Origin of the sequence: Rhizobium sp. S152 (assembly GCF_030380735.1) — a bacterium.
Taxonomy (GTDB): Bacteria; Pseudomonadota; Alphaproteobacteria; order Rhizobiales; family Rhizobiaceae; genus Rhizobium.
This window is the reverse complement of the sequence record NZ_JAUDRZ010000002.1, coordinates 440343-465701: the sequence shown is the minus strand read 5'-3', so window position 1 is coordinate 465701 and position 25359 is coordinate 440343. Positions and strand designations below refer to the sequence as shown.

The window sequence follows — 25359 nt, the reverse complement described above, 5'->3', positions numbered from 1 at the left end:
AAATTCGGGCGACCTTGCATCAAAGCGTTTCAGCCGGAGAGAATTATGGCGTCAGTCAGCGTCGCGAATGCCCGCAAGAATTATGGTCACCTGGAAATCCTCCATGGAGTGAACATCGACATCCAGGACGGCGAGTTCGTCATTCTCGTTGGCCCATCGGGCTGCGGAAAATCCACGCTGCTGCGGATGATCGCGGGTCTGGAGGAAATTTCCGACGGACGGATCTCGATCGGTGGCCGTGTCGTCAACAATGTTGCACCGAAAGAGCGCGATATCGCGATGGTGTTCCAGTCCTACGCGCTCTATCCGCATATGACGGTCGAGGCCAACATGGGCTTCTCGCTCAGGCTGGCAAAGGCGCCGAAGGAAGAGATCAAGGGGCGCGTGCGCGAGGCGGCGCAGATCCTGGGGCTCGAGCATCTTCTTGACCGTCATCCCCGCAATCTGTCCGGCGGCCAGCGCCAACGTGTTGCCATGGGGCGGGCGATCGTGCGCCAGCCGCAGGTGTTTTTGTTTGATGAGCCGTTGTCCAACCTGGATGCCAAGCTGCGCGTGCAGATGCGCTCTGAGATCAAGCAGCTGCACCAGCGCCTGAAGACCACGACCATTTACGTTACCCACGACCAGATCGAGGCGATGACCATGGCGGACCGGATCGTCGTCATGCGCGACGGCTACGTAGAGCAGATCGGATCGCCACTCGACCTCTATGACCGGCCGGCAAATCTCTTCGTGGCCGGCTTCATCGGCTCGCCGGGTATGAATTTCATCAAGGGCAAGATCAGTGCCGAGGGGCCGGTTGAATTCATCGCGGAGGGAGGCGCGCGCCTGCCGATCCCCGCCGGCCTGTCGCTCGAAAGAGGACAGGAGGTCGTCTATGGCATCCGCCCGGAACATCTTGTCATCAACCAGGGTGGATCGACGGCGAAAGTCACGCTCATCGAGCCGACCGGCGCGGAGACCCAGATAACGGCCACGTTGGGAGCGGCACAGATCGTCGCGACCGTGCGCGATCGCCTGTCGCTTCAATCAGGCGATGACATCTCGATCGTGCCGGATCTCGAAAAGGTGCACCTCTTCGATGCCAAGACGGAGAAATCGCTGAGCGTTCGCGCTTGACACAAGACAATACCGTCGGCCGGAAATTCGGCCGACGGTGAACTGATGGATCATGCGTAGTCCGGCAGACGCGGCGTGCTTGCCAGCAGCGCGCGCGTATAGGGATGCTTTGGATTCTTGAGAATTTCCATCGTCGGACCGCTTTCAACGATGCGGCCGCGTTCAAGGATAACCAGGTCGTCACACAGCAACGCCACGAGGCTGATGTCGTGCGAGACCAGCACCAGCGTGACCGTGCTCGATAGCGTCTTCAACAATTCAACGATGCGAACGCGCGTCGACAGATCAAGCGCGCTGACGACCTCATCGGCAAGAATGATTTCCGGCCGCGACACGATAGCCCGGGCGATCGCGATCCGCTGCCGTTGCCCGCCGGAGAATTCGTGCGGATAGCGCGACCCCGCGCTTTCGTCGAGACCGACCGATTGCAGCGCCTCTCGAACCATGGACCTGACGTCGCCTTCGAGCTTCAGCGAGCGGATCGGTTCGGCAATGATGTCGAAAACGGACTGGCGGGGATCAAGCGACGAATACGGATCTTGAAAGACTGCCTGAACCTGTCGCCGGAAGCCGCGCATGAAGATCTTATTCGAGGGATCGAGACGCTCGCCCTTCAATAGGACCTCGCCTTCCGAGGGACGCGTCAACCCAAGAAGCAGTCGCAGCATCGTCGTCTTGCCCGATCCGGATTCTCCGACGATGCCGAGATTGCGACCAGCCGTCAGGCTGAGACTGACATCGTTTAGCGCCGACTTGCCGCGAGCGTAGGCAAAGGAAACGTTCCTTACGTCAAAAAGGCTCATAGGACACTCCCGAGCGCCTGATCGAAGGTTCGCGCAGCCGCCAGAAGAGACTGCGAATAGGGGTGCCGAGGCTCCCGGAATACCGTCCGTACGGCACCCTCCTCCACCAGTTCGCCCTGTTTCATCACCAGCACCCGATCGACCGCTTGCGCGACGACAGGAAGATCATGACTGATGAAGAGGAGCGCCATCTCACTCTCGGTCACCAGGGCGTGCAGCAGCTTGATGATCTCCGCCTGGGTGGTGACGTCGAGCGCCGTCGTCGGCTCATCGGCGATAAGAAGCTTCGGCCGGCAAGCCAGGGCCATGGCGATCGCGGCACGCTGGCGCTGCCCGCCGGAGATCTCATGCGGCCAGGCCTTGATCATCCGGCCAGGGTCCGGCAGGGCGACGCGGTCAAGCAGGGTCATCACTTCGGCCGTCACGGCCCGGCGATCAAGCCTGCGACCGTCGCGCCGCGCGCGGCGGCCTACAACCTCGGCAATCTGATTGCCGATGGTCATCAGCGGATCAAGTGCGGTCAGCGGCTCCTGGAAGACGGTGGCGACGAGAGTGCCGCGCAGCGACACCAGATGGCGATCCGCGGCCCCTACGACTTCACGGCCATCCAGCAGGATCGAGCCTTCCGCCCTCATGCCATCGGGCAGCAAGCCGATCGATGCCAGCGCCGTCAGCGACTTGCCGGAGCCGGACTCGCCGATCAAGCCGACGCGTTCGCCCGGCGTGATGGAAAAGGAGACGTTCGAAACCAGTTGACGTCCGGAGGCCTGGATACTCAGGCGGTTGACGTGAAGCAGCGGGCTCATCGGCGTCTCCTGCGTGTTGGGTCGGCGAATTCGCGAAAACCGTCCGCCAGAAGATTGAGACCGATCACCAGCGACACAAGCGCAATGCCGGGCGCGATAGCCCCGAACGGCGCCGTGTAGACGGTGCTCTGCGCTTCCTGCAGGAGGCGGCCCCAGGAAGCATTCGGCGGCGGCGCACCGAGACCGAGATAGGAGAGCGAGGCCTCGGCGATGACGGCAAGACCGAACTGAAGGGCGAGGTTCACGATCAGTGTCGGCCAGATATTGGGGAGGATATGGATGCGCACGACGTCAGGCCAGGACGTGCCCGATACGCGGGACGCCGTGATGTAGTCCATCGTCAAAACGCGCTTGGCGAGAATACGCGTCAGCCTCGCGATGATCGACGAGCTGCCGATGCCGATCGCAACGATGGCATTCCAGAGGCTGGCGCCATCGCTCGAGGCCACGATCAGCATGGCGACCAAAAGCGTCGGGAAAGCGATCAGGATATCGAGGGTGGCGACGAGCATGTCATCGAGCGTGCGCGTGGCGAAGGCCGCGAGCAGGCCGAGCGGAATACCGATCGCAGCACCTATCGCAACCGCGCCGACGCCGACGACCAGTGCGATCCGCGAGCCGATCATGATCAGGGTCATGAGGTCGTGCCCAAGCCGGTCGGTACCGGCCCAATGCAGCAGCGACGGCGCTTCCAGCCGCCCGCCGACCATGCCGGTCGGATCATAGGGAGTCCAGACCAATGTCAGCAGCGCGAGCAAGACATGCAGAGCGACGATCGCTCCGCCGGCCAGCAGGCTTGCCGACAGGCGCGAACGTGGAACGGGCCTTACGGCCTGGTTTTCGGAGGAAAGACTCACGATGCCGCTCCCGCCATATGGCCGCGTAGCCGCGGATCGATCATACGCTGGGTGACATCGGCGGCAAAGCCGACGATCAGCACGATCAGCGTAGAGATGAAAAGCACGCCCTGGACATTCGGATAGTCGCGCTGCTCGATTGCAAGCAGCAGCATGGAGCCGAGGCCGGGCAGCGAGAAGACACGCTCGACGACGACAGCGCCAAGCAGCGTCGAGGCGAGCTCGATCCCCAGCACCGAGATCACGGGCACCGCGCCATTACGGATGCCGTGGCGGATCAATGCGCCGGAGAAGCTGGCGCCGAGCGCGCGGGCGGTGCGCAGATAATCGCTGCGCAGCACATCCTGGGTCGCGGAGCGCACGTAGCGGATCAGCGAGGCCGCCATGACAATGGCAATCGTCGCGACGGGCAAGACCAGCGAATGCAACGCGGCACCAGGCGCGGACCATCCCCGCGAGGGGAACCCACCGGAAGGAAACAATCGAAAATCGACCGCGAAGACGGTGACCAGCAGTATCCCGATCCAGAAAACTGGAACGGCGATGCCGAGCTGCGAGATGACGGAGATCGCGGCGCCGTACCAGCGGTCGCTTTTCACGGCCGAGATGATGCCGAGCGGCAGCGCCAGCAGAATGGCTGTAACGAATGCGGCTAGCGTCAGCGGAAGAGTGACCCGCAACCGGTTGCCGATCTCGGCGAGCACGGGCGCGCCACTGACGAATGATTTTCCGAGCTCGAAGCGCGCCAGGCTCGAGACGAAGCGCAAGAACTGCTCCGTCAGCGGCAGGTCGGAACCTACCTGCCGGCGCGCGGCCTCGATCTGCTCGGGATCGGCACCCACGGAGACCAGGGCATTGGCCGGATCGCCGGGCAGCAGGCGGAGAAGGAGGAACAACACGGCAGCGGCGATCAAGACCGAGAGGATCAGGATGGCCGAGCGGCGAATGAGGTAGGTAAGAATGGGATCTGACCTCTAGAGAACTAAAAATGCCGCCCGAAAATAGTTCGGGCGGCATGGTCTGTCGAGCATGGACGCTGTGATCAGTCCACGCTTTTCTTGATGCCATAAGCGAAGAACTGTGAATTCAGCCCATTGACCGGATAGCCAGACACCGACTTCGCCGAAACGACGATCTGCGGGTAGAGATAGAACCAGTTGCTCGCAGCATCCTCCGCAATCAGCGTATTGGCTTCCTTGAGCTTGGCCGTCTGTTCGTCAGTCGTTGCACTCGCCTCCGACTGCTTGATCAGATCCGTTACCTTCTGGTTGTTGTAACCCCAATAGAAGTCGGGATTGCCGTAGAACACGATATCGCGGTGGTTCACGTGCTCCTGCAGCGTCGCCTGGAAATCGTGCGCCTTATAGACCTTCGTGTACCATTCGTTGGCGGTGATGACGTTGATGTTCACCTTGACGCCGACCTTGGCGAGTTCGCTTTGCAGGAACTGCGCGACCACGGGATGCGGGTCGTAGTTCGGTGTGTCGATCGTGAACGTGAAACCGTCGGGATAACCCGCTTCGGCAAGCAGCGCCTTGGCGCTCTCGGGATCATAGGCATCGACCTTGGTAAGATCGACATACCAGGGATCGGTCGGCGGCACGAAGGAGCCGATCAGCGTGCCGTAGTCGCCCCAGATTGCGTTGAGCAGCTTCTTGTCGTCCACGGCGCGTGCCAGCGCCTTGCGAACCTTGACGTTGTCGAATGGCGCGACGCGGTCGTTATAGGCAAGCAGCAGCTTGGTGGTGGACTTGCCTTCGGCGACAGTGAAATCGGCATTGTCCTTGAACTGCGCCAGCGAATCCGGGCTCTGGACCGACGTGATCACGTCGACCGCGCCTGTCAGCAGCGCGTTGTTCAGGGCCGTCGCTTCGGTGAAATACTGGAACACGACCTCGCCATTGCTAGGCTTCGCGCCCCAGTACTTGTCGAAACGGCCAACGGCGAGAGACGAGCCGCGGCGCCATTCTTCGAGCTTGTACGGACCGGTACCGTCTTCCTTCGACTGCAGATCCTTGGCTGCGTCGTTGACGATCCAGACGTAGCTCAGATTGTAGGGCAGCGAGATCGCGCGCTCGGACAGCTTGATGACGACGGTCTGGTCGTCGGGCGTGTCGATCGAGGCGATGGTCTTCAGGCTGTTCTTGCGGGAACTTTTCGATTCCGACGATGTAACGCGCTCGATCGAATATTTGACGTCCTTGGCGGTCAGCGGCTCGCCCGAATGGAAGGTAACGCCCGGCTGCAGCGTGAAGGTATAGGTCAGGCCGTCTTCGCTGACCTTGGTATCCTTGGCGAGAACAGGTTCAACGGCCCCGTCGTCGCTCAGGCGGAAGAGTGCTTCGTAGACGTTGCCGTTGAAGGCTTCGTTGATGCCTTGCCCTGCACCGGCGGTATTGTCGAGGTTCTGCGGCTCATAGAGCGAGCCGATATTGATCGTCGCATCTGCATCGAAATCGGCGGCGTGAAGCGCCCCACCCGTGGCCAGGCCTACGATCGCAGCAGCAGCCGTCGTTCCAAGCCAGCGAGTTGCTCGAGCGTTCCGGGTAAAGATGTGCAAAGCACTCACGGGTGTTTCCTCTTGAATTATTGGCGTCTGCGGCCGTTATCGAATGCAGGGAGGCTATCAAGTTCCGCCGGTATCGTATTGGCCTTATTGCCTATTTTGGCACTGATTCACAAAATGGCCTACGCCTGCATCAAGAAGACAACAGAAAAAAATTCTCGCTAACGGTGCCGATGCCCGAGCGTTGACGCGGGCATCGGTTGTTCGGAGGATCGAGGTTAGCCGATCTTGTCCTGTGTCTTCGTGTCAAAGTCGGACGCGTCGTGCCGCTCGTGCAGTTGCTCGGACGGATCGCCGTTCACGCGGTTCACCATGCGGCCGCGCTTGACGGCGGGGCGCTCGGCGATCTCGGCGGTCCAGCGCTGCAGGTTCTTGTAGCTCTGAACATCCAGGAAGGAGCCCGCTTCGCCATAGGCCTTGCCTTGGGCGAGGTTGCCGTACCAGGGCCAGATCGCGATATCCGCGATCGAATATTCGTCGCCGGCCATGTATTTGTTGTCGGCGAGATGCCGGTCGAGCACGTCAAGCTGGCGCTTGACCTCCATCGAGAAGCGATCGACGGCATATTTGATGTGCATCGGGGCATAGGCATAAAAATGCCCGAAGCCGCCGCCGAGATAGGGGGCCGATGCCATCTGCCAGAAAAGCCAGTTCATGGTCTCGGTGCGCGCCTTGTGATCCTTGGGCAAGAAGGCATCGAACTTGTTGGCAAGGTAGAGAAGGATCGCGCCGCTTTCGAATACGCGCGTCGGCTCCGGCGTCGAGCGGTCCATCAGCGCAGGGATCTTGGAGTTCGGGTTGACGTTGACGAAACCCGAGCCGAACTGATCGCCGTCGCCGATCTTGATCAGCCAGGCATCGTATTCCGCACCCTTGTGACCGGCCGCCAGCAGTTCTTCGAGCATGATCCCGATCTTCACGCCGTTCGGCGTCGCCAGCGAATAGAGCTGCAGCGGATGCTTGCCGACAGGCAGTTCCTTGTCATGCGTCGGGCCGGCTATCGGACGATTGATATTGGCGAACTGACCGCCGTTGCCCTTGTCCCAGGTCCATACCTTGGGGAGCTCATAGCCTGCGGGAAAATTATCTGCGGTGGATTTCTCGGTCATGAAAGACGATCCTCTTTGGATGTATCTGAAATTGAAGGGGCAAGCGAGGCTATACGTAAGCGGGATGGGGCGATGTGCAAGGCTTCAAATGCTTGGCTGCGGCCGCCTACACACGTTACGCCAAGTGCGCATTAATTTTTGATGGCGCCGGATCACCACAATGGAATAGCCTCACCGCAAAGTGCTTCGCCAGATTAGAGATTTGCCCTCAAGCCCTATTGCGAGCGTCATATGACCCTTTTTGCGGACCTCCTGATTTTCAACGCACATGTACTGACACTCGATCCGGAGCGCCCCCGCGCCGCGGAGATCGCCATCATCGATGGGAAGATCGCGGCCGTCGGCGTGGAGGGTGAACTGGCATCCATGCGGGGCGCCAGCACGCGCATCATCGACGCCGGCAGGGCATCCGTCGTGCCCGGCTTTTCCGAGAACCACATGCATCTCTTTTCGGGTTCGGCCGAGTTGGTGCATCTGCAGCTCAGCGGCGTGCACGGACTACCGGCGCTGACTGAGGCGATCCGGGAATACGGAAAGGATCGTCGCGAGCAGACCATGCTTTTCGCGCAGGGCGCGGATTACACGATCCTCGGCGGTGAGGAGCGATTGACGCGACACCATCTCGATGCGATCTGGCCGGACCAGCCGCTGGTCCTGTTCGCTCCCGATCATCATACGGCCTGGGCCAACACCAAGGCCCTGGAGCTTTCCAATCTGCTTGAAGGCGCCGAGCTGCGGCCCGGCAACGAGATCGTCATGGGCGACGATGGGCTGGCGACCGGCGAATTGCGTGAGATGGAAGCGTTCAGCCCCGTGCAGGCAGCCGGCGGTTTCGCGCGCTACCGGCTGGGGCTTGCGACAGGCGGCGAGCCCAATCCTCGGCCGACCGACGTGGAATGGCGCACCGACCTGGAGGTCATGCGTCGCGGGCTGGGATACTGCGCTCGCCACGGCATCACCACGATCCAGAACATGGATGGCAATCTCTACCAACTCGAGCTGCTGGCAGCGATCGAGAAGGAAGATGGCGGGTTGCCGTGCCGGGTGGCGATACCGTTCCACTTCAAGAACTTCATGTCGATCGACATGCTGGAAAAGGCTTCCGCCATGTCGAAGGCCTATGACAGCGACTTCCTGCGCTCCGGCATGGTCAAGGTCTTTTACGACGGCGTGCTGGACAGCTGGACGGCCGTCATGGTTGAGCCCTACGCCGACCGGCCGGGCTATCGCGGCGAAGGCCTGTTCACACCCGAGCGTTTCCGAGAGGTGGCCGTCGAGGCTGATCGGCGCGGGCTGCAGATCGCGGTTCATGCGATCGGCGACGGTGCCGTCCGGGCGGTGCTGGATGGCTATGAAGCCGCGCGGGAAGAGAACGGCCCTCGCGACAGCCGGCACCGCATCGAGCACATCGAGGTCGTGCATCAGGACGACCTGCCGCGGTTCGCGGAACTCGGTGTGATTGCCTCCATGCAGCCCCCTCACCCGCCCGGCTGCATGGGCGTTCCGCTCGAGCCGACGGTATCGCGCATCGGCCGGAACCGTTGGCCGTTAAGCTACGCCTGGCGGACGATCAAGGATGCGGGTGCCCATATTTGCTTTGCCTCCGACTGGCCGGTCTCTCCGATCAGCCCCATTCGCGGCATCCAGGCGGCGATGATCCGTGAGCCGTGGCAGGAGGGCGACCCGGACCAGAGCTTCACCTTGATGGAAGCGCTGGAAGGCTACACCACGGAAGGCGCCTATGCCGAGTTCCGAGAGGATCGCAAGGGGCGCATCAAGCCGGGCTATCTCGCCGATATCGCGGTTCTTAGCGCCGACATCGAGAACGTGGCGCCTGAAAAGCTGCATGAGGTCGAGCCGGTGAAGACCATCTGTGGCGGTATCGTCACCTATTCGGCGAACTAGATTGGGCTCTTGCGCGAATCCGGGTTGTCAATCGATCGGCGCTGTGCTCACCTAACGACAGTTGGGAACCAAATAATAATAGCGCGGTAGTGGCCTTTTGCATGGCTGAGACGAATGCTGTCGAGATTCAAGGTGTATCCAAGTTTTTCGGCTTCGGCGAATACGCCGTAGCCGCCGTCAACGAAACCTCGCTCGCCATCAGGCAGAATGAGTTTTTCACGCTGCTGGGGCCGTCCGGCTGCGGCAAGACGACCCTGCTGCGACTGATCGCCGGGTTCGAATTTCCGACCCATGGAGCGATCATGCTCAATGGCGAGAACATCGCCGCCATGCCGCCGTTCAAGCGGCCGATCAACACCGTCTTCCAGAACTACGCGCTGTTTCCGCACATGACGGTCAGCGAAAACATTGCCTTCGGGCTGCAGATGCTCGGCCGGCCGAAGGCGGAGATTGCCGCCAGGGTCAGCGCCATGCTGAAACTGGTGCGCATGGAGGCGCTCGCCAACCGCCGGACCAGCCAGATCTCCGGCGGGCAGCAGCAGCGCGTGGCGCTGGCGCGAGCGCTTGCCCCGCAACCGAAGGTGCTGCTTCTCGACGAGCCGCTGTCGGCGCTGGATTACAAGCTCCGCAAGGAAATGCAGATCGAGCTCAAGCGGCTGCAGGCCGAAACCGGCATCACCTTCATCTTCGTGACGCATGACCAGGAGGAAGCACTGACGATGTCGGACCGGATTGCGGTCATGTCTTCAGGCAAGGTTCTCCAGGTCGGCGACCCGCGCGAGATCTACGATGCACCGACCGACCGGTTCGTCGCCGACTTCATCGGCGAGACCAACTTCCTCGAAGGGCGGATAACGGCCCTTGAGGGCGGACGGGCGGACGTCGAGCTTGCCGTTGCGGGACGGATATCGGCAAGCGTGCCGGATGGCTTCGTTCCAAATGGCGCGGTGACGGTCGTGCTGCGGCCGGAACACGCGACGCTTTGCGAGCCGGCGGAGAGCCACATCGGCGGAACGCTAACCGATATCATCTATAGCGGCACCGACACGCATTATCATGTCCGGCTCTCCGACAGCGCAACGCGGTTCATGGTCAGGCAGCAGAACAAGCCCAATCACACAGCCGCCTTCGGCAAAGGCGACGCGGTCGGAATCGCGATAGAGCCCGATGCCGCCCGGGTGCTGAGAGGTTAGCATGGAGATGACGGCGGGGATCATCGACGCGGAAAAGAAACGGGATGTCCGGAACCGCTGGCTGCTTTCCCTCCCCGCCCTGCTGATCATCCTCTTTGCCGCTTGCGGGCCACTCCTGATCGTGCTGGTCTATTCCTTTCTGACACCGGGTCCTTACGGCGATGTGCAATGGCTGTTTTCCAGCGATGGCTGGATCAGCGTCTTCCTCCAGCGCGACATCTTCGACGACACGCTTTCCCTCGCAGACGCTCACGTGTCGATCCTTGTCCGGTCGCTTTTGCTCTCCTTCTTCACCACCGTGCTCACGCTGATGGTTGGCTTCCCGACGGCCTATTTCATCGCGACACGGCCGGAGCGGACGCGGGAACTCTGGCTGTTTCTGATCACCATCCCCTTCTGGACCAACCTTTTGATCCGCACCTTCGCGGTGCTGGAGATCATTCGCAACGAAGGGCTGATCAACACGACGCTGATGCGGCTCGGCTTGATCGCTCGGCCGATCCAGATCCTGTTCACCGATACCGCGATCCTGACTGGTATGGTCTACGTCTATCTGCCGCTGATGGTGCTGCCGATCTATGCCAGCCTGGAAAAACTTGACTTCCGTCTGCTCGAAGCGGCCTACGATCTCTATGCCACGCCCGGAAAAGTGCTCCGCCGCATCGTCTTGCCCCTATCGATGCCCGGCATCGTTGCCGGTTCGATTCTCGTCTTCATCCCCTCGCTCGGCGCCTATGTAACGCCCACCATTCTCGGTGGTGGCAAGAACCTGATGATCGGCAACCTGATCGAACTGCAATTCGGACAGGGCCGCAACTGGCCGCTCGGCTCGGCCTTGTCGATCACGCTCATGATCTTCGTCATGGCGGCTCTTCTCATCTATGTGCGCAACGCCGCATCGAACGGAGCGCGGCATGGCTAGGCGTTTTTCCGTCCGGCGCCAGACCGGCTTTACCACCATCGCCATTATCTGCTTTTTCCTACTCTACCTGCCGATCGCGGTTCTGGTGGTGTATGCGTTCAACGCCGGGGAATCCCTGGCCTCGTGGCAGGGCGTTTCCATGCGCTGGTTCGCGCAGGCCTACCACAACCAACAGGTTATCGATGCCTCGCTGCGATCCCTGCAGATTGCTGTCATCGCCGCGATCGTTGCCACGATCGCCGCCACCATGGCGGCCATAGCCACGACGCGGACGGCTGCCTATCGCGGGCTGACGATGAAATACGCCTTCATCAATACGCCGCTGATGGTGCCAGAGATCGTAACGGCCGTCGCCCTGCTCATCCTGTTCTCGAGGATCAAGATCTGGACAGGCTATACGGGACTGGGCTACCTCATCGCGGCTCACACGGCCTTCTGCGTCCCATTCGCCTATTTGCCCATTCGCGCGCGTCTGGAGAACATGGACCTGACGTTGGAGCGCGCCGCGGCAGATCTCTATGCGACGCCGCTGAAGACCTTCCGCTATATCACCCTGCCGCTTCTCTGGCCGGGCGTTCTTGCCGGCTTCATGCTGGCCTTCGTGATCTCGCTCGATGACGTCGTCATCACCGAGTTTGTCAAGTCGGCAGGTCAGGACACGCTACCAACCTACATGCTTGGTCAGATCCGCCGTGTCATCACGCCTGAGATGAATGCGATTTCGACGGTCTTCCTCGTCCTCTCGATCGCGGCGGTCACCGTCTTCTTTTTCGTCAGCAAGAAACGCGAATAACAAAGAAAGGGAACAGCATGAAGATCTTGAACTGCGGCATTGTCGCCTTGGCCACTCTGCTCGCCACCACCTCGCTTGCTTCGGCGGAGGGCGAACTCAACATCTACAACTGGGGCAACTACACCAGCCCCGACATGATCAAGAAGTTCGAAGACAAGTACAAGGTGAAGGTCACCATCACCGACTACGATTCGAACGACACGGCGCTCGCCAAGGTTCGCCAAGGCGGCTCCGGCTTCGACATGGCGGTGCCGTCGCAGAACTACCTGCCGATCTGGATCCAGGAAGGCCTGCTGCTCGAGACCGATCCGGGCAAGATGGAGAACTTCAAGAACGTTGCCAAGGAATGGGCCGATCCGGAGTTCGATCCCGGCCGCAAATATTCGGTTCCGTGGGCAATGGGCATCGTCGGCACGGTCGTGAACACCGATGTCTATAAGGGCGACATCAACACCTGGGGCATCATCTTCAATCCGCCGGACGAGCTCAAGGGCAAGGTCAACGTCGTGCCCGAAATGATCGACGTCATGGACGCGGCCATTCTTTACAATGGCGGCAAGAAGTGCACGGGCGACCTCACCATACTCAAGAAGGTGCGCGATACGCTGCTGGCCGCAAAGCCCAATTGGATCGCGATGGAGTACGGCACGATCCAGAAGATGGGCTCGGGCGACTTCGCCGCATCGAGCGACTGGAACGGCTCGGCTTTCCGTCAGCGTCTGGCCAATCCAAAGATTCATTTCGGCTATCCGAAGGAAGGGTTCGTCAACTGGAGCGACAATCTGGTCGTGCTCAAGGACGCCAAGAATGTCGAGAACGCCAAGCTTTTCCAGGACTTCATGATGGATCCTGAAAACGCCGGCATGAATTCTGGTTTCCACCGTTATGCAAACGGCATCGCCGGCTCGGAAAAATACATGCCCGCCGACATGAAGGATGCGCCCGAAATCAAGGTGCCGGATGAATTCAAGTCGGTCGGCGTTCCCTCGCAGACCTGCCCGCCTGATGTTCAGGCGCTCTACACCAAGATCTGGACTGAACTGCAGAAGTAACGAGTCACAGCCGCGCCACCCCGAATTCCGGGTGGCGCGGTATTTCTATAAGCGCATGGGTATTTTCATGAAGACCGTGTTTTCTCCGCGCCATCTCGGCCATTCGAGCCAGCTGGAACTTGTCGCCGGCGCGATCGTGTCGGGCTTCGAGCTGCCGTCGCGGCCGAAGTTCGTGGCGGAGCGCATTCAGGCCGTCGCGCTCGGCCCCATTCTCGAACCAGATGTCCATGACCTGACCACGGCGGCAAAAGTGCATCGCCAGGGCTACCTCGACTTCCTGCCGACCGTATGGGACCGCTGGACGGCGGAGGGACGCAGTGGAACGGCGCTGCCATTCACATGGCCGACGCGCGGCCTGCGTGGCGACGTGCCGCCGGACTTTATCGATGGATTGCTGGGCTACTATTCCTTCGACGCCGGTGCCGGGTTCGTTGAAGGGACTTGGGACGCGATCAAGTCGTCTCACGATGTCGCGCTCACCGCTGCGGGCATCGTTCAAGCCGGAGAGCGCGCCGCCTTCGCGCTTTGCAGGCCACCCGGGCACCATGCCGGCGCGGCTTTCGCAGGGGGCTATTGCTACATCAACAACGCGGCGGTCGCCGCGCAATGGCTGCGTGACAACGGCGCCAAACGCGTGTCGATCCTCGATGTCGACTATCATCACGGCAATGGCACGCAGGAAATCTTTTATGCGCGGGCCGACGTTCAGGTGCTGAACCTGCATGCCGATCCAATGCAGGAATATCCCTATTTCCTCGGTCATGCCGACGAGCGGGGCAGCGGCGAAGGCGAAGGCTTCAATTTCAATTATCCAATGCCTTTTGGAACAAGCTGGACGGAATGGAGTGCATCGCTGGAAGATGCCTGCGGCCGGCTGAAGGCCTATGCACCTGATGTCGTTGTCGTGTCGCTTGGCGTCGATACCTTCGAGAAGGATCCGATCAGCAAGTTCAAGCTGAAGACAGATGACTTCCCGAAGATCGGCGAGCGCATTTCAGCACTCGGCTTGCCGACGCTTTTCGTGATGGAGGGCGGCTACGCCGTCGAAGAGATCGGGATCAATGCCGTTGGCGTGCTTGCTGGCTTCGAGGGGGCCTGAGGTCTACTGCGTCAGCCGCGTGACCGGCTTTGTCGCATTTTGCCCAATGGATGCGAAGGCCGAGACAAGCGCGTCCATCGTGTCCGGCTCGTAATAGTTGGTCGGTGACGACGCGCAGAACTTGAGCAGAGACTTGCCGTTATCGGGCGCCATGAAAGCGACGGTGTAGATCGTGATGCCGTCAGCCTTTGCGAGCGCACACTTGTCTCGCATATCCTGGTCCAGCCCCCTGTTCCAGATCGTGCTGTTTCCGGTCATTTCGCCATCGGTCATCAGGACGATCAGGCGGTTCGCGTTCGTATTCCCCTTTTTGGCGTGGGCCACGCTTTCCGGGTCCGTGCCATAGGCGTTCTTCTTCAGGGTGGTATCCGCGGTCGCCATCGGAGCGTTTGCATCCGTACCGCCGGTGGGCGTGAGCGTCATGTTGGACACGTAGCGGCGTACGCCGGTCGTCCCCCAATCCATGTCGGATTGCCCTTTGGTGCCGTTCGCATAGGAAATCGCACCTGTACGAACGAGCTTCGCCGATGGATCCACCTTGTCGAGAGCGTCGAAGAGGCTGCCCGCGGCCTGTTTCAGCGCTTCGATCTTCGTCACATAGATCGTCTGTGTCTGCAGGCATATGTTCAACAGTTGCAGAACGCACTTCGTCGATTTCACGGTGTTGGTATTGTCGGCCATGGAACCCGATTCATCGAGGAGCACCTCCATAGATAGCGCCGTCTTGTTCGACCCGACGGAACTGGTGGAATTGCTGCTTGCCGAGATCTTCTGCTTTGTTCCCTTGATCACACTGGTGAGCGGGGTGACGGACACGTCATAAGCCGAGCCCACGACAATATCGTATTTCTTGCCAGCGGAAGCGGTCGTCGTGGTGGTGATGTTGACAACGGTATTCTGCTTGATCGCGGCAAGCGCCGTTGCATCCACGTAGTTGGCCATCTGACCGCTGACCATGTCCTTCGCGAGGGATTTTGCGCCAGCTTCATCGACCTTGCCCGCGGCAATGGACGTGGCGGCGGCAAGCGCCGCGGAATCCGATGCCTCCTGCAGATGGCCGTGCGCAACCATCAGATTCATCGAATCGATCGCAATGCCGGCGGCGCCGATCAGCAGCGGTAGGACGATGGCCGTCGTCATGGCAAGGTTTCCTTCCCGGTTTCCGAGGAGGTCACTCAAGCGGTACTGGACGCGGCCGAAGTTTTCCATGCGGCGCAAACGGATAAGGCGGCAATTGGTGCCGATCAGCTTTCAAGTCCGGTGAACATACGGCTAACCAATGCGCCGATAAGGAGAAAATGTCCCGATGTCGGGCACTAAGGACGACATTCAATTTGATGTCGACAAATAGTCGACACTCTGATATATCAGCCTTCAACTAGTGTTCTTTACACACAGCGCCAGTAGGCACAAAGAGGAAACAACTGATGGCAGATTCAGTATTTAAAGGTTGCATCCCGGCTCTGATGACGCCGTGCAAGCCGGACCGCACGCCTGATTTCGACGGTCTGGTCGAAAAGGGCAAGGAACTCGTCTCGCTCGGCATGTCCGGCGTTGTCTATTGCGGCTCCATGGGCGATTGGCCGCTTCTCACCGATGACGAGCGCCAGGAAGGCGTGAAACGTCTTGCCGAAGCCGGCGTTCCCGTTGTCGTCGGCACCGGTGCGGTGAATACCAAGTCTGCCGCGAGCCATGCGGCCCACGCGGCGAAGGTCGGCGCCAAGGGCTTGATGGTCATTCCCCGCGTTCTCTCCCGCGGCTCTTCCGTCGCCGCTCAGCGCGACCATTTCTCCGCAGTGCTCGAAGCCGGCAGGAACCTGCCCGCCGTTATCTACAACAGCCCCTACTACGGCTTTGCCACCCGCGCCGACCTGTTCTTCGAGCTGCGTTCGCGCTTCTCGAATCTCGTCGGCTTCAAGGAGTTCGGCGGCAAGCAGGACATGACCTATGCAGCCGAGAACATCACGTCCGGCGATGACAGCCTGACGTTGATGGTCGGCGTCGATACGGGTGTCTATCATGGCTTCGTCAATTGCGGTGCCGGCGGCGCTATCACGGGTATTGGCAACGCGCTGCCCAAGGAAGTGCTCCACCTGGTGGCTCTTTGCGAAAAGGCCGCCAAGGGCGATGCCGAAGCGCGCCGCGAAGCACGCGACCTCGAGGAAGCCTTGATGGTTCTTTCGACCTATGACGAAGGCCCGGACCTCGTTCTGCATTACAAGTACCTGCTGGTACTGAACGGTGACGAGCGCTACGCGCTGCACTTCAACGAAAGCGACAAGCTGAGCGCTTCGCAACGCCGTCATCTCGAAAACCAGTACAAGCTCTTCCGCAGCTGGTACGCCTCGCGCTATCCGAACGCCGCTTAAGGCTTCGCATCGGTTAAGCTGCCCAATACGTTGAAAGCCTCCAAGCCCGGATCAAGCTTGGAGGCTTTTGTGCATAAGGACGGTTGAGACCGATAGTTTTCATCAATCGATTTTTTTTTGTTTATCTATTTCATTTATGGCTGCTCGGTATTTATGTTGCAACGCGAAAGCGGTATTTCGCTTCGCAGCAATTCCACAGGAGTATCCATGTCCCTTATCAATACATCCATTAAGCCCTTCAAAGCGCAGGCTTTCCGCCAGGGCAAATTCATTGAAGTGACCGACGCCGACACCAAGGGCAAGTGGGCGGTATTCTTCTTTTATCCCGCCGACTTCACCTTCGTTTGCCCGACCGAACTCGGTGACGTTGCCGATCACTATGCCGAACTGCAGAAGATGGACGTTGAAGTCTATTCCGTCTCCACAGACACCCATTTCACCCACAAGGCATGGCACGACAGCTCCGAGACCATCGGCAAGATCCAGTACACGATGGTCGGCGACCCCACCGGCACGATCAGCCGCAACTTCGAAGTGATGCGTGAATCGGAAGGCCTCGCTGACCGTGGCACGTTCGTGGTCGATCCCGACGGCGTCATCCAGGCCATGGAAGTCACTGCGGAAGGCGTTGGCCGCAATGCAGCCGACCTTCTCCGCCGCATCAAGGCTGCGCAGTACGTCCGTGCGCATCCAGGCGAAGTTTGCCCGGCCAAATGGGAAGAAGGAGAAAAAACACTCGCTCCTTCGCTCCACCTCGTCGGCAAGATCTGATCGCAGCAAGTGCCTTGCCCTCCGCCTCGTCGCGGAGGGCACCTTTCAAAGTCTTATTCAGCGCCCGAAGTGGCCGCTGCCATCCCTTTTCAGCGGAGTGCCCCATGCTCGACGATAATCTGAAGCCCCAACTCAAGAGCTATCTGGAACGCGTCGTTCGCCCGATCGTCATCACCGCATCTGTCGACGACAGTGCCAAGTCAGCCGAAATGTCGGCACTCCTCGGCGATCTCCCAAAGCTGTGCGACAAGATTTCCGTTGTCGAAAGCAGCAGCGACGGCGAACGTACGCCCTCCTTCGCCTTGAGCAGCCCGGGTCACGATATCAACCTGCGTTTTGCGGGCATCCCGATGGGCCACGAGTTCACCTCGCTGGTTCTGGCTCTGTTGCAGGTCGGCGGGCATCCGCCACGCACCGAGCAGGCGATCATCGATCAGATCAAGGATCTCGACGGCGAATTCGTCTTCGAAACCTATTTCTCGCTGACCTGCCAGAATTGCCCCGATGTGGTGCAGGCGCTCAACCTTATGGCAGTGCTCAATCCGCGCGTGAAGCACATCGCCATTGATGGCGGCGTGTTCCCGGCCGAAGTCCAAGACCGCCAGGTCATGTCGGTCCCGACGGTCTATTTGAACGGCCAGCTCTTCGGCCAGGGGCGGATGGAGGTCGAGGAGATCGTTTCGAAGCTCGACACCAATTCGGCGGCCCGCGCGGCCGAGCGGCTGAACAACCGCGAAGCCTACGACGTGCTGGTGATCGGCGGCGGCCCGGCGGGTGCAGCTGCGGCAATCTACGCCGCGCGAAAAGGCATCCGCACCGGCGTGGCGGCGGAACGCTTTGGTGGCCAAGTGCTTGATACGATGGCGATCGAAAACTTCATCTCCGTGCGTCATACGGAAGGCCCGCAGTTCGCGGCCTCGCTGGAAGAACATGTGAAGGCCTATGACGTCGACGTCATGAATCTGCAGCGCGCTGAGAAGCTCGTGCCTGATAATAACATGATTGCGGTCGAGCTTGCCAACGGCGCGAAGCTTCAGTCGAAGACCGTGATCCTTTCGACAGGCGCGCGCTGGCGCCAGATGGGCGTTCCGGGCGAGGATCATTACCGCAACAAGGGCGTGGCCTACTGCCCGCATTGCGATGGGCCGCTGTTCAAGGGCAAGCGTGTCGCGGTTATCGGCGGCGGCAATTCCGGCGTCGAGGCGGCCATCGATCTCGCCAATATCGTCAGCCACGTCACGCTTGTCGAATTCGACAACAAGCTGCGCGCCGATGAGGTCTTGCAGCGCAAGCTCCGTAGCCTCCCAAACGTTGATATCCTGCTGTCCGCGCAGACCACGGAAGTGCTGGGCGATGGGCAGAAGGTGACGGGCCTGGTCTATGAGAACCGGATTGCCGGCCAGCGCCATACGCTGCCTCTCGAAGGCATCTTCGTGCAGATCGGCCTGCTTCCGAACACGGAATGGCTGAAGGGCGTCGTCGATCTGTCGCCACGCGGTGAGATCATCGTCGACCACCATGGCCAGACATCGGTACCAGGCGTTTTCGCCGCGGGCGATTGCACGACGGTCCCCTACAAGCAGATTGTCATCGCCCTTGGCGAAGGCGCGAAGGCCTCGCTCGCAGCCTTCGATCATCTGATCCGCACTTCTGTGCCGGATACCGACGCCGTTCAGGCGGCATAGGCGGCCCGTCGATACTTTAATGACGCTGCGTGAACTCGAATACCTGATCGCCTTGGCGGATCACCGGCATTTCGGCCGGGCCGCCGAGGTGTGCGCGGTCACGCAGCCCACGCTCTCGACGCAGCTTCGCAAGCTTGAGGAATATCTCGGCGCGCCATTGATAGAGCGTTCGTCGCGCGGCGTGATGCTCACGCCCTTCGGCGAGGACACCGTGGTGCGCGCCCGCCGGATCATGGGCGAGGTCGACGATATCAGGTCGGCTGCGCTCCGCAGCCTGACGCCTGAAGCCGGAACCTTGCGGCTCGGTATCTTTCCGACGCTCGGCCCCTACTTTCTGCCGCATGTCGTTCCGCGCATTCACCGGCAGTTTCCCGAGCTGGAGACGCTGCTCATCGAGGAGAAGAGCGACGGATTGCTTGCCCGCCTGCGCAATGGCAACCTCGACGCGGCAATCCTGGCGTTGCCGGTCAACGACGATGGTCTACGCAGCGAGTTCCTTTTCGAGGAAGAGTTTCTGCTTGCCGTCCCGCGAAGCCATCACCTCGCGCAACGTGCTTCCCTCGCGCTCGCCGAGTTGGACCGGCACGATCTAATGCTTCTCGAGGAGGGACATTGCCTGCGCGAACAGGCGCTTGATGTGTGCCGACTGTCGGGTGCCGGGGAACGCGCGTCGTTCCGAGCCACCAGTCTTGAAACGCTCCGGCAGATGGTCGGCGCAGAGGTTGGTCTGACGCTGCTCCCCGAGCTTGCGGCGTTTCATCCCGTTATGGACAGCATTCGCCTGCTTCGTTTTGACGGCACGGCTCCGGCCCGCCGTGTCGGGATCTTCTGGCGCCACGGATCGGCGATGAACGCCTTTCTGGCGAACGTCGCCGCTTTGCTGCGAGAGGTTGCTGCAAGTTTGATTGCCGAAACCAACGACGCCGCAGAATCGCCCCGCCTCGGGAAAAAACGCCCCACAACATCCAACACGCTCAAAAATACGCCGTAAGCGCGAACTTTTTTGGAACTCTCAGGCAAGAATTGCATTTCCTAATCAGTTGTTTGGAGGCAACCACGGAGGATTTGACAATGAGTGACAGAGCAATGGGCTTTCTGCTTGCTGCCGAACTATCGATCCTCTTCTGGGTTGGTCTGGCAGTTCTGATTATCACGCACCGCTAGAAGGTCGGTGGCGTGCAGGCGCTGATGACCTCGCATGGGACCGGCCCGATGCATCGAAACCGGTGCGGGCGTCGACTCTCGAAATAGTAGGCGTCTCCCGCTCCAAGAATTCGCCGCTCATCGTCGACAGTAACCTCCAGGCGGCCCGACAGGACAATCCCGCCCTCCTCCCCCTCATGAACGAGAAGCACTTTTCCAGTGTCCGCGCCAGGCTGGTAGCATTCCTTGAGGATCTGCAGGCTTCGACCGAAAAGATTGTCGCCGACCTGACGAAACGAGATGGCGCCCTTCCCGATCTCCACGAGTTCTTCGGCTGCGTAGAATGCCTTGCTCGTCCGCTCAGGCTCGAATGCGAAAAACTCCGCCAGACCGATCGGTATTCCGTCCAGTATGCGCTTCAAGGCGCCGACCGACGGGTTGGAGGCGTTGGATTCGATGAGCGAAATCGTCGAATTCGTCACACCCGCGCGCTTTGCAAGTTCGCGTTGCGAAAGCTTGTTCGCCAGACGCAAATGACGCAACCGATTGCCTATATCGACCGACATGACACCCACCGCTTTTCAGTTGTTCGAAATATCGAAAATACTGCTACCCCATAGTCAATATTTCAATAGCTTAACAGCGCTAAGAAAAGGACTTGTTCGCGGATGAAATATCGATGAACTGGTGTCACCGACAATGGAGCGAGCCATGGACCAGATCAACAAGCCGAACAGCCCTTCCCTCGAAAATTTCTGGATGCCGTTTACGGCAAACCGCCAGTTCAAGGCCGCGCCGCGGCTGCTCGCGAGCGCGGAAGGCATGTACTACACCGATGTCGACGGCAAGACGATCCTTGACGGCACCGCGGGCCTTTGGTGCGTCAACGTCGGCCACGGCCGCAAGCGCATTGCCGACGCCGTCGATCGCCAGCTTCGCACGCTGGACTTCGCTCCGACATTCCAGATGGGCCATCCGATCGCTTTCGAGTTCGCCGAGAAGCTCGCGCAGCACGCGCCGGGCGGCACATCCGCCAAGCTCGACCGCGTCTTCTTCACCGGCTCCGGCTCTGAATCGGTCGACACGGCGCTGAAGATCGCGATCGCCTACCAGCGCGCGATCGGCCAGGGCACCCGCACCCGGATCATCGGACGCGAAAAGGGCTATCATGGCGTCGGCTTCGGCGGCATCTCGGTCGGCGGTCTGGTGAACAACCGCCGCGTTTTCCCGCAGATCCCCGCTGACCATATGCGGCATACGCTTGATCTTGACCGCAACGCGTTCTCCAAAGGTCTGCCCCAGCATGGCATCGAGCTTGTCGAGGACCTGGAACGGCTGGTTGGCTTGCACGGCGCGGAAACCATCGCGGCCGTTATCGTCGAGCCGATGTCCGGTTCGGCCGGCGTCGTTCTGCCGCCGAAGGGCTATCTGGAGCGGTTGCGCGCCACTGCCGACAAGCACGGGATCCTGCTGATCTTCGATGAAGTCATCACCGGTTTCGGACGCCTCGGCACACCGTTTGCGACCGACTATTTCGGCGTCGTCCCGGATCTCGTCACCACCGCGAAGGGCTTGACCAATGGCTCCGTGCCGATGGGTGCCGTGTTCGCCAGCCGCAAGGTGCATGACGGACTGATGACCGGTCCTGACAACCAGATCGAACTTTTCCACGGCTACACCTACTCCGGTCACCCTGTTGCCTGCGCGGCGGGTCTGGCCACGATGGAGATTTATGAGGAAGAGGGTCTGCTCACGCGCGGCGCCTCACTTGCGGAAACCTGGCAGGAAGCGCTTCACTCGCTGAAGGGTCTCCCGAACGTGATCGATATCCGCAATCTCGGTCTCGTCGGCGCGATCGAACTTGCGCCGCGCGAAGGCGCGGTCGGCACTCGTGGATATGATGTCTTTGTGGATTGCTTGAAGAGCGGCCTGCTGGTCCGCGTAACGGGCGACACGATTGCCCTCTCGCCGCCGCTGATTATCGAGAAGGATCAGATCGCGACGATCGTTTCCGTTATCGGCGACGCCCTGAAGCGGGCGAAATAAGACGAAGCCAGCCCGGTTATCTGCCGGACTGGCCTTTAGGATACGCCGTTCTTCTAGGAACACCTTCGAAAAGCCCGCTCATCTTCGATGCGCGGGCTTGTCTGTTTGGATCAAAACTCCTCCCAGTCCTGCGCGACCGCTACCGCTGCATTGCCGCGGAAGCTGCTGGCCAGGCGATCCTTCAGCGCACGCGCCGGTGACGTGGCGGGACGGGAGGCTTCGTTTGCAATGCTTGGACGCTGCGCGCTGGGTGCGGCACCACCCTGCAGCTTGAACTGACCAAGCAAGGCATTGAGCGAACCAACTTCCTTCGCCAGGCTGTGGCTTGCCGCATTGGTCTGCTCGACCATGGCGGCATTCTGTTGCGTGCCCTGATCCATCGAGTTGACGGCGGTGTTGATCTCGTGGATGCCGGTCGATTGCTCGCGGGCCGCTTCGACGATGGCACGGACATGCGCCGTGATCTCGGTCACTTCCTTCTCGATCTGGACAAGCGCCTCGCCGGTCTCACCGACAAGCGACACACCTGTGCGGACCTGCGCTTCGGAGGTGTTGATCAGGACCTTGATTTCCTTGGCGGCCTTCGCCGACCGCTGCGCAAGCTCGCGCACCTCCTGCGCGACCACGGCAAAGCCCTTGCCTGCTTCGCCGGCGCGTGCGGCTTCGACACCGGCGTTCAGCGCCAGAAGGTTCGTCTGGAAAGCGATATCGTCGATGACGCCAATGATGTTGATGATCTCACCCGACGACCGGGCGATTTCGTTCATCGCCGACACGGCGTTACGAACAATGCCACCCGACTTTTCTGCGCCGGCACGCGTGCGCTCGACAAGAACACCGGCCTCTTCCGCACGCTTGGTCGAATCCTTGGCGGTGGTGGTGATCTCTTCGAGAGCCGCTGCCGTTTCCTCGAGCGAGGCGGCCTGCTGTTCGGTGCGGCGTGCGAGGTCGTCGGCGGCGGAGCGGATTTCAGTCGCACCCGAGTTGATGACGCTGGCATTCTTGCCGACTTCACTGAGCGCGCCCTGAAGCTTGTCGAGCGAGGAGTTGAAGCTGCCGCGGAGCGAATCGAGATGATCGACGAAAGGCTGTTGAATGCGGTAGGAGACATCGCCATCCGCAAGTCGCTCAAGGCCTGTGGCCAGGGCATCAACAGCAGCCTGTGTGTCAGCCGCATCTCTGGCCTTGGCGGCCTCGCGGGCGCGCGCTTCGCTTTCGGACAGAGAGCGTCCATCGTCGGCTGCCTGTTCGAGGCGGCGCCGCTCGACGGCGTTGTCGCGGAAAGTGGCGACCGCCGCGGCCATCTGGCCGACTTCGTCCCTACGACCAAGACCGGGGACTGCACTGTCGGTTTCGCCGGAAGCAAGGCTGCCCATGCGCTCGCGCAAACGATCGATGGGACCGGTGATGCCGCGGGAGGCAACGAAGAGACCGAGAAGGACGATCGCCACGAGCGCAATGCCGAGCGAAACGAGGCCGGTAATGATCGAATCATTGGTCTCCGCCTGAAGTTCGGCGGTACCTGTTTCGAGGAGCTTGATCAATTGGTCGTTGCCACCCGCGAAAAGAGGCAGGATAGCCGTCAGCTCTGCGCCGGTCTTGAGCATCAGTTGCTGTGCCTCTTCGCGCTTGCCCTCCCGGGCCAGCGAGATGACCTGCTGTGCATGAGCGTCAAAGGAAGCGATAGCCTTCTGCATTTCCGCAACAGACTGCGACCGCGCATCTACGAGTGTGGCAGTCGTGTCGAGACGATCCTTCATGAGCACCAAGTTGTCGTTGTAGATCTTCACCGATGCGGCGAAGTCAGGCGACGCGGGATCCTTAATCAGCAGAAGCCCCAGCTGGAAACCCAGCTGCAACAGGCCACCAGTGGCACGCGCATTCAGCATGGCGGCCATGCTCTCGTGCGAAAGGAAGCTGGAATAGCGACGGTCGGCGCCCTTGTACTGGGCACTCACATAAGCAAGGCCAGCAATCGAGATCATGCCCATCAGGACAATGACAGAGACAATTTTGGTGCGAATTTTGGCGTTCTGAAGAAAATTCATAGCGAGCCCTTGAAAAACCACAGGTGATAGTCATCGACTCGACTTGCCCGAGCATCGCGAGAAACGATAACGAAGGATGTGGAGGCATCTGGAGGATCATGGCACGCGCGCACGTCATCATGACGAGCAGTTCCTCCCAGAACTCTGCCAAGGCGAAATATTCTACGCTTTACTTATGAAACCATTAAAATTGACAATGATTATTGATCCGCAATTCTCGCCATGGCATCAATGAGCTGATTGCTGCTTGGCGCGCGCGACGATCTGCGTTGGATTGACGAACTGCAGCGCAATCACCAGCCAGAAGAGCGTCGTGATCATGTAAACCACGGCCATTGCGTCGATCGACTGCCCGGCTCGTACCCCGGACGCGAAGACTGCATAGTAGAGCGACACGACAAGCGTCTGCGTCGTCGGTCCGGCGATAAGGAAAGTCAATTCGAACATCGCGATGGTCCGCACGAGAACCAGAAGCAACGCAGCCAGCATTCCTGGCAGAAGCAGCGGCAGCAGGATGCGAACGAAAAGGCTCGTGGTACCGGCGCCGAAGACACGGGCCGCCGCCTCGATTCGTGGGTCGATCTGCTCGATGAACGGAATCATCACCAGAACGACGAAGGGCAGAGACGGAACAAGATTGATGAGGACGACGCCCCAGAAGGTGCCGCCAAGGCCAAGGCGGTAGAGCACGGTCGCAAGCGGAATGCCGTAAGTAAGCGGCGGGATCAGCAGCGGCAGCAGAAAAAGCAGGACGATCAGCCGCTTGCCGGGAAAGTCGCGCCGGGCTAACGCATAGGCCGTCATGACACCAAGGATCCCGGAGATGATCACCACGGTGAACACGATCTCGAAGGTGACGAGCACGACACTGGTCAGCTGGAATTCTTTCCAGGCGCTGAAATACCACCGCGTCGTCCAGCCTGCCGGAAGCCATGTACCGAGCCACCGGGTCGCAAAGGAGTTGACGATGACGGCCGCGATGACTGCCAGCAGATTGAGCACGAAGAGCGCGGCGACCGCCCAGATCGCGGTTCGCCAGATTTTCGATGCAAGCCCCTGATCGCGGATCATGA

General features: G+C 60.4%; 22 protein-coding genes. 12 read left to right on the top strand and 10 right to left on the bottom strand.

Annotated elements, in window-relative coordinates; genetic code table 11:
- The first annotated feature begins 45 nt into the window (after window positions 1-45).
- Window positions 46-1119, top strand: coding sequence for an ABC transporter ATP-binding protein (locus QTL95_RS03395; RefSeq protein WP_289718548.1), 1074 nt, complete (start codon window positions 46-48; stop codon window positions 1117-1119).
- Window positions 1120-1169: 50 nt separating this feature from the next.
- Here QTL95_RS03395 and QTL95_RS03390 read toward each other — a convergent pair whose 3' ends face one another.
- The 6 genes from QTL95_RS03390 to yghU all read right to left on the bottom strand — a co-directional run bounded on the left by QTL95_RS03390 (window position 1170) and on the right by yghU (window position 7260).
- Window positions 1170-1922 (bottom strand): ABC transporter ATP-binding protein, encoded by a 753-nt coding sequence (locus QTL95_RS03390; RefSeq protein ID WP_289718547.1) that lies wholly within the window; start codon window positions 1920-1922, stop codon window positions 1170-1172.
- Window positions 1919-2728 (bottom strand): ATP-binding cassette domain-containing protein, encoded by an 810-nt coding sequence (locus tag QTL95_RS03385; RefSeq protein WP_289718546.1) that lies wholly within the window; start codon window positions 2726-2728, stop codon window positions 1919-1921. The genes QTL95_RS03390 and QTL95_RS03385 overlap by 4 nt, the downstream gene beginning before the upstream one ends.
- Window positions 2725-3534, bottom strand: coding sequence for an ABC transporter permease (locus tag QTL95_RS03380; RefSeq protein WP_289718798.1), 810 nt, complete (start codon window positions 3532-3534; stop codon window positions 2725-2727). The genes QTL95_RS03385 and QTL95_RS03380 overlap by 4 nt, the downstream gene beginning before the upstream one ends.
- Window positions 3535-3581: 47 nt before the next feature.
- Complete coding sequence (locus QTL95_RS03375; RefSeq protein WP_289718797.1) at window positions 3582-4532, bottom strand: ABC transporter permease; 951 nt, start codon at window positions 4530-4532, stop codon at window positions 3582-3584.
- Window positions 4533-4627: 95 nt separating this feature from the next.
- Window positions 4628-6082: an ABC transporter substrate-binding protein gene (locus tag QTL95_RS03370; RefSeq protein WP_289718796.1), complete on the bottom strand. Its 1455-nt coding sequence runs from the start codon at window positions 6080-6082 to the stop codon at window positions 4628-4630.
- Between the two features lie 287 nt (window positions 6083-6369).
- On the bottom strand, window positions 6370-7260 hold the full coding sequence (yghU, locus tag QTL95_RS03365) for a glutathione-dependent disulfide-bond oxidoreductase (RefSeq protein WP_289718545.1): 891 nt from the start codon (window positions 7258-7260) through the stop codon (window positions 6370-6372).
- Between the two features lie 231 nt (window positions 7261-7491).
- On the opposite strand from yghU, the gene QTL95_RS03360 reads away from it, so the two are divergent.
- From QTL95_RS03360 to QTL95_RS03335, 6 genes are all read left to right on the top strand, one after another.
- Window positions 7492-9165 carry an amidohydrolase gene (locus tag QTL95_RS03360; protein ID WP_289718544.1) on the top strand — a complete coding sequence of 558 codons (1674 nt, stop codon included), beginning with the start codon at window positions 7492-7494 and terminating at the stop codon, window positions 9163-9165.
- 101 nt (window positions 9166-9266) lie between these two features.
- Complete coding sequence (locus QTL95_RS03355) at window positions 9267-10358, top strand: ABC transporter ATP-binding protein (protein ID WP_289718543.1); 1092 nt, start codon at window positions 9267-9269, stop codon at window positions 10356-10358.
- Between the two features lies 1 nt (window position 10359).
- A complete protein-coding gene (locus QTL95_RS03350; RefSeq protein ID WP_289718542.1) occupies window positions 10360-11280 on the top strand; it encodes an ABC transporter permease in 921 nt (306 codons plus the stop codon).
- Entirely contained in the window at window positions 11273-12073 is an 801-nt protein-coding gene (locus QTL95_RS03345) for an ABC transporter permease (protein ID WP_289718541.1), read from the top strand. The genes QTL95_RS03350 and QTL95_RS03345 overlap by 8 nt, the downstream gene beginning before the upstream one ends.
- 17 nt (window positions 12074-12090) lie before the next feature.
- Window positions 12091-13125 (top strand): ABC transporter substrate-binding protein, encoded by a 1035-nt coding sequence (locus QTL95_RS03340; RefSeq protein WP_289718540.1) that lies wholly within the window; start codon window positions 12091-12093, stop codon window positions 13123-13125.
- A 67-nt stretch (window positions 13126-13192) separates the two neighbouring features.
- Entirely contained in the window at window positions 13193-14224 is a 1032-nt protein-coding gene (locus QTL95_RS03335; protein WP_289718539.1) for a histone deacetylase family protein, read from the top strand.
- A gap of 3 nt (window positions 14225-14227) precedes the next feature.
- Here the strand turns inward: QTL95_RS03335 and QTL95_RS03330 are convergent, their stop codons facing one another.
- The gene (locus QTL95_RS03330; RefSeq protein WP_289718538.1) at window positions 14228-15364 is read right to left on the bottom strand and encodes a vWA domain-containing protein; all 1137 of its coding nucleotides are present in this window, start codon (window positions 15362-15364) and stop codon (window positions 14228-14230) included.
- A gap of 287 nt (window positions 15365-15651) precedes the next feature.
- Between QTL95_RS03330 and QTL95_RS03325 the strand changes: the two genes are divergently transcribed.
- The 4 genes from QTL95_RS03325 (at window position 15652) to QTL95_RS03310 (ending at window position 20040) form a co-directional block, all read left to right on the top strand.
- Complete coding sequence (locus QTL95_RS03325) at window positions 15652-16593, top strand: dihydrodipicolinate synthase family protein (protein ID WP_289718537.1); 942 nt, start codon at window positions 15652-15654, stop codon at window positions 16591-16593.
- Between the two features lie 207 nt (window positions 16594-16800).
- A complete protein-coding gene (gene ahpC / locus QTL95_RS03320) occupies window positions 16801-17364 on the top strand; it encodes an alkyl hydroperoxide reductase subunit C (RefSeq protein WP_037180103.1) in 564 nt (187 codons plus the stop codon).
- Window positions 17365-17468: 104 nt separating this feature from the next.
- Window positions 17469-19049 (top strand): alkyl hydroperoxide reductase subunit F, encoded by a 1581-nt coding sequence (gene ahpF / locus QTL95_RS03315; RefSeq protein WP_289718536.1) that lies wholly within the window; start codon window positions 17469-17471, stop codon window positions 19047-19049.
- A gap of 19 nt (window positions 19050-19068) precedes the next feature.
- On the top strand, window positions 19069-20040 hold the full coding sequence (locus QTL95_RS03310) for a LysR substrate-binding domain-containing protein (protein WP_289718535.1): 972 nt from the start codon (window positions 19069-19071) through the stop codon (window positions 20038-20040).
- A gap of 169 nt (window positions 20041-20209) precedes the next feature.
- Here QTL95_RS03310 and QTL95_RS03305 read toward each other — a convergent pair whose 3' ends face one another.
- On the bottom strand, window positions 20210-20758 hold the full coding sequence (locus QTL95_RS03305) for a cupin domain-containing protein (protein WP_289718534.1): 549 nt from the start codon (window positions 20756-20758) through the stop codon (window positions 20210-20212).
- A gap of 145 nt (window positions 20759-20903) precedes the next feature.
- On the opposite strand from QTL95_RS03305, the gene QTL95_RS03300 reads away from it, so the two are divergent.
- Entirely contained in the window at window positions 20904-22238 is a 1335-nt protein-coding gene (locus QTL95_RS03300) for an aspartate aminotransferase family protein (RefSeq protein ID WP_289718533.1), read from the top strand.
- Window positions 22239-22348: 110 nt separating this feature from the next.
- Here QTL95_RS03300 and QTL95_RS03295 read toward each other — a convergent pair whose 3' ends face one another.
- Window positions 22349-24286 carry a methyl-accepting chemotaxis protein gene (locus tag QTL95_RS03295; RefSeq protein ID WP_289718532.1) on the bottom strand — a complete coding sequence of 646 codons (1938 nt, stop codon included), beginning with the start codon at window positions 24284-24286 and terminating at the stop codon, window positions 22349-22351.
- Between the two features lie 228 nt (window positions 24287-24514).
- Complete coding sequence (locus tag QTL95_RS03290; RefSeq protein ID WP_289718531.1) at window positions 24515-25357, bottom strand: ABC transporter permease; 843 nt, start codon at window positions 25355-25357, stop codon at window positions 24515-24517.
- Window positions 25358-25359: the final 2 nt, after the last annotated feature.

Coding starts and splice junctions, on each gene's coding strand:
- ahpF (WP_289718536.1), top strand. CDS start 17,469: ATGCTCGACGATAATCTGAAGCCCCAACTCAAGAGCTATCTGGAACGC.
- QTL95_RS03360 (WP_289718544.1), top strand. CDS start 7,492: ATGACCCTTTTTGCGGACCTCCTGATTTTCAACGCACATGTACTGACA.
- QTL95_RS03350 (WP_289718542.1), top strand. CDS start 10,360: ATGGAGATGACGGCGGGGATCATCGACGCGGAAAAGAAACGGGATGTC.
- QTL95_RS03300 (WP_289718533.1), top strand. CDS start 20,904: ATGGACCAGATCAACAAGCCGAACAGCCCTTCCCTCGAAAATTTCTGG.
- QTL95_RS03310 (WP_289718535.1), top strand. CDS start 19,069: ATGACGCTGCGTGAACTCGAATACCTGATCGCCTTGGCGGATCACCGG.
- QTL95_RS03335 (WP_289718539.1), top strand. CDS start 13,193: ATGAAGACCGTGTTTTCTCCGCGCCATCTCGGCCATTCGAGCCAGCTG.
- QTL95_RS03345 (WP_289718541.1), top strand. CDS start 11,273: ATGGCTAGGCGTTTTTCCGTCCGGCGCCAGACCGGCTTTACCACCATC.
- QTL95_RS03305 (WP_289718534.1), bottom strand. CDS start 20,758: ATGTCGGTCGATATAGGCAATCGGTTGCGTCATTTGCGTCTGGCGAAC.
- ahpC (WP_037180103.1), top strand. CDS start 16,801: ATGTCCCTTATCAATACATCCATTAAGCCCTTCAAAGCGCAGGCTTTC.
- yghU (WP_289718545.1), bottom strand. CDS start 7,260: ATGACCGAGAAATCCACCGCAGATAATTTTCCCGCAGGCTATGAGCTC.
- QTL95_RS03355 (WP_289718543.1), top strand. CDS start 9,267: ATGGCTGAGACGAATGCTGTCGAGATTCAAGGTGTATCCAAGTTTTTC.
- QTL95_RS03395 (WP_289718548.1), top strand. CDS start 46: ATGGCGTCAGTCAGCGTCGCGAATGCCCGCAAGAATTATGGTCACCTG.
- QTL95_RS03325 (WP_289718537.1), top strand. CDS start 15,652: ATGGCAGATTCAGTATTTAAAGGTTGCATCCCGGCTCTGATGACGCCG.
- QTL95_RS03330 (WP_289718538.1), bottom strand. CDS start 15,364: ATGACGACGGCCATCGTCCTACCGCTGCTGATCGGCGCCGCCGGCATT.
- QTL95_RS03390 (WP_289718547.1), bottom strand. CDS start 1,922: ATGAGCCTTTTTGACGTAAGGAACGTTTCCTTTGCCTACGCTCGCGGC.
- QTL95_RS03295 (WP_289718532.1), bottom strand. CDS start 24,286: ATGAATTTTCTTCAGAACGCCAAAATTCGCACCAAAATTGTCTCTGTC.
- QTL95_RS03340 (WP_289718540.1), top strand. CDS start 12,091: ATGAAGATCTTGAACTGCGGCATTGTCGCCTTGGCCACTCTGCTCGCC.
- QTL95_RS03385 (WP_289718546.1), bottom strand. CDS start 2,728: ATGAGCCCGCTGCTTCACGTCAACCGCCTGAGTATCCAGGCCTCCGGA.
- QTL95_RS03290 (WP_289718531.1), bottom strand. CDS start 25,357: ATGATCCGCGATCAGGGGCTTGCATCGAAAATCTGGCGAACCGCGATC.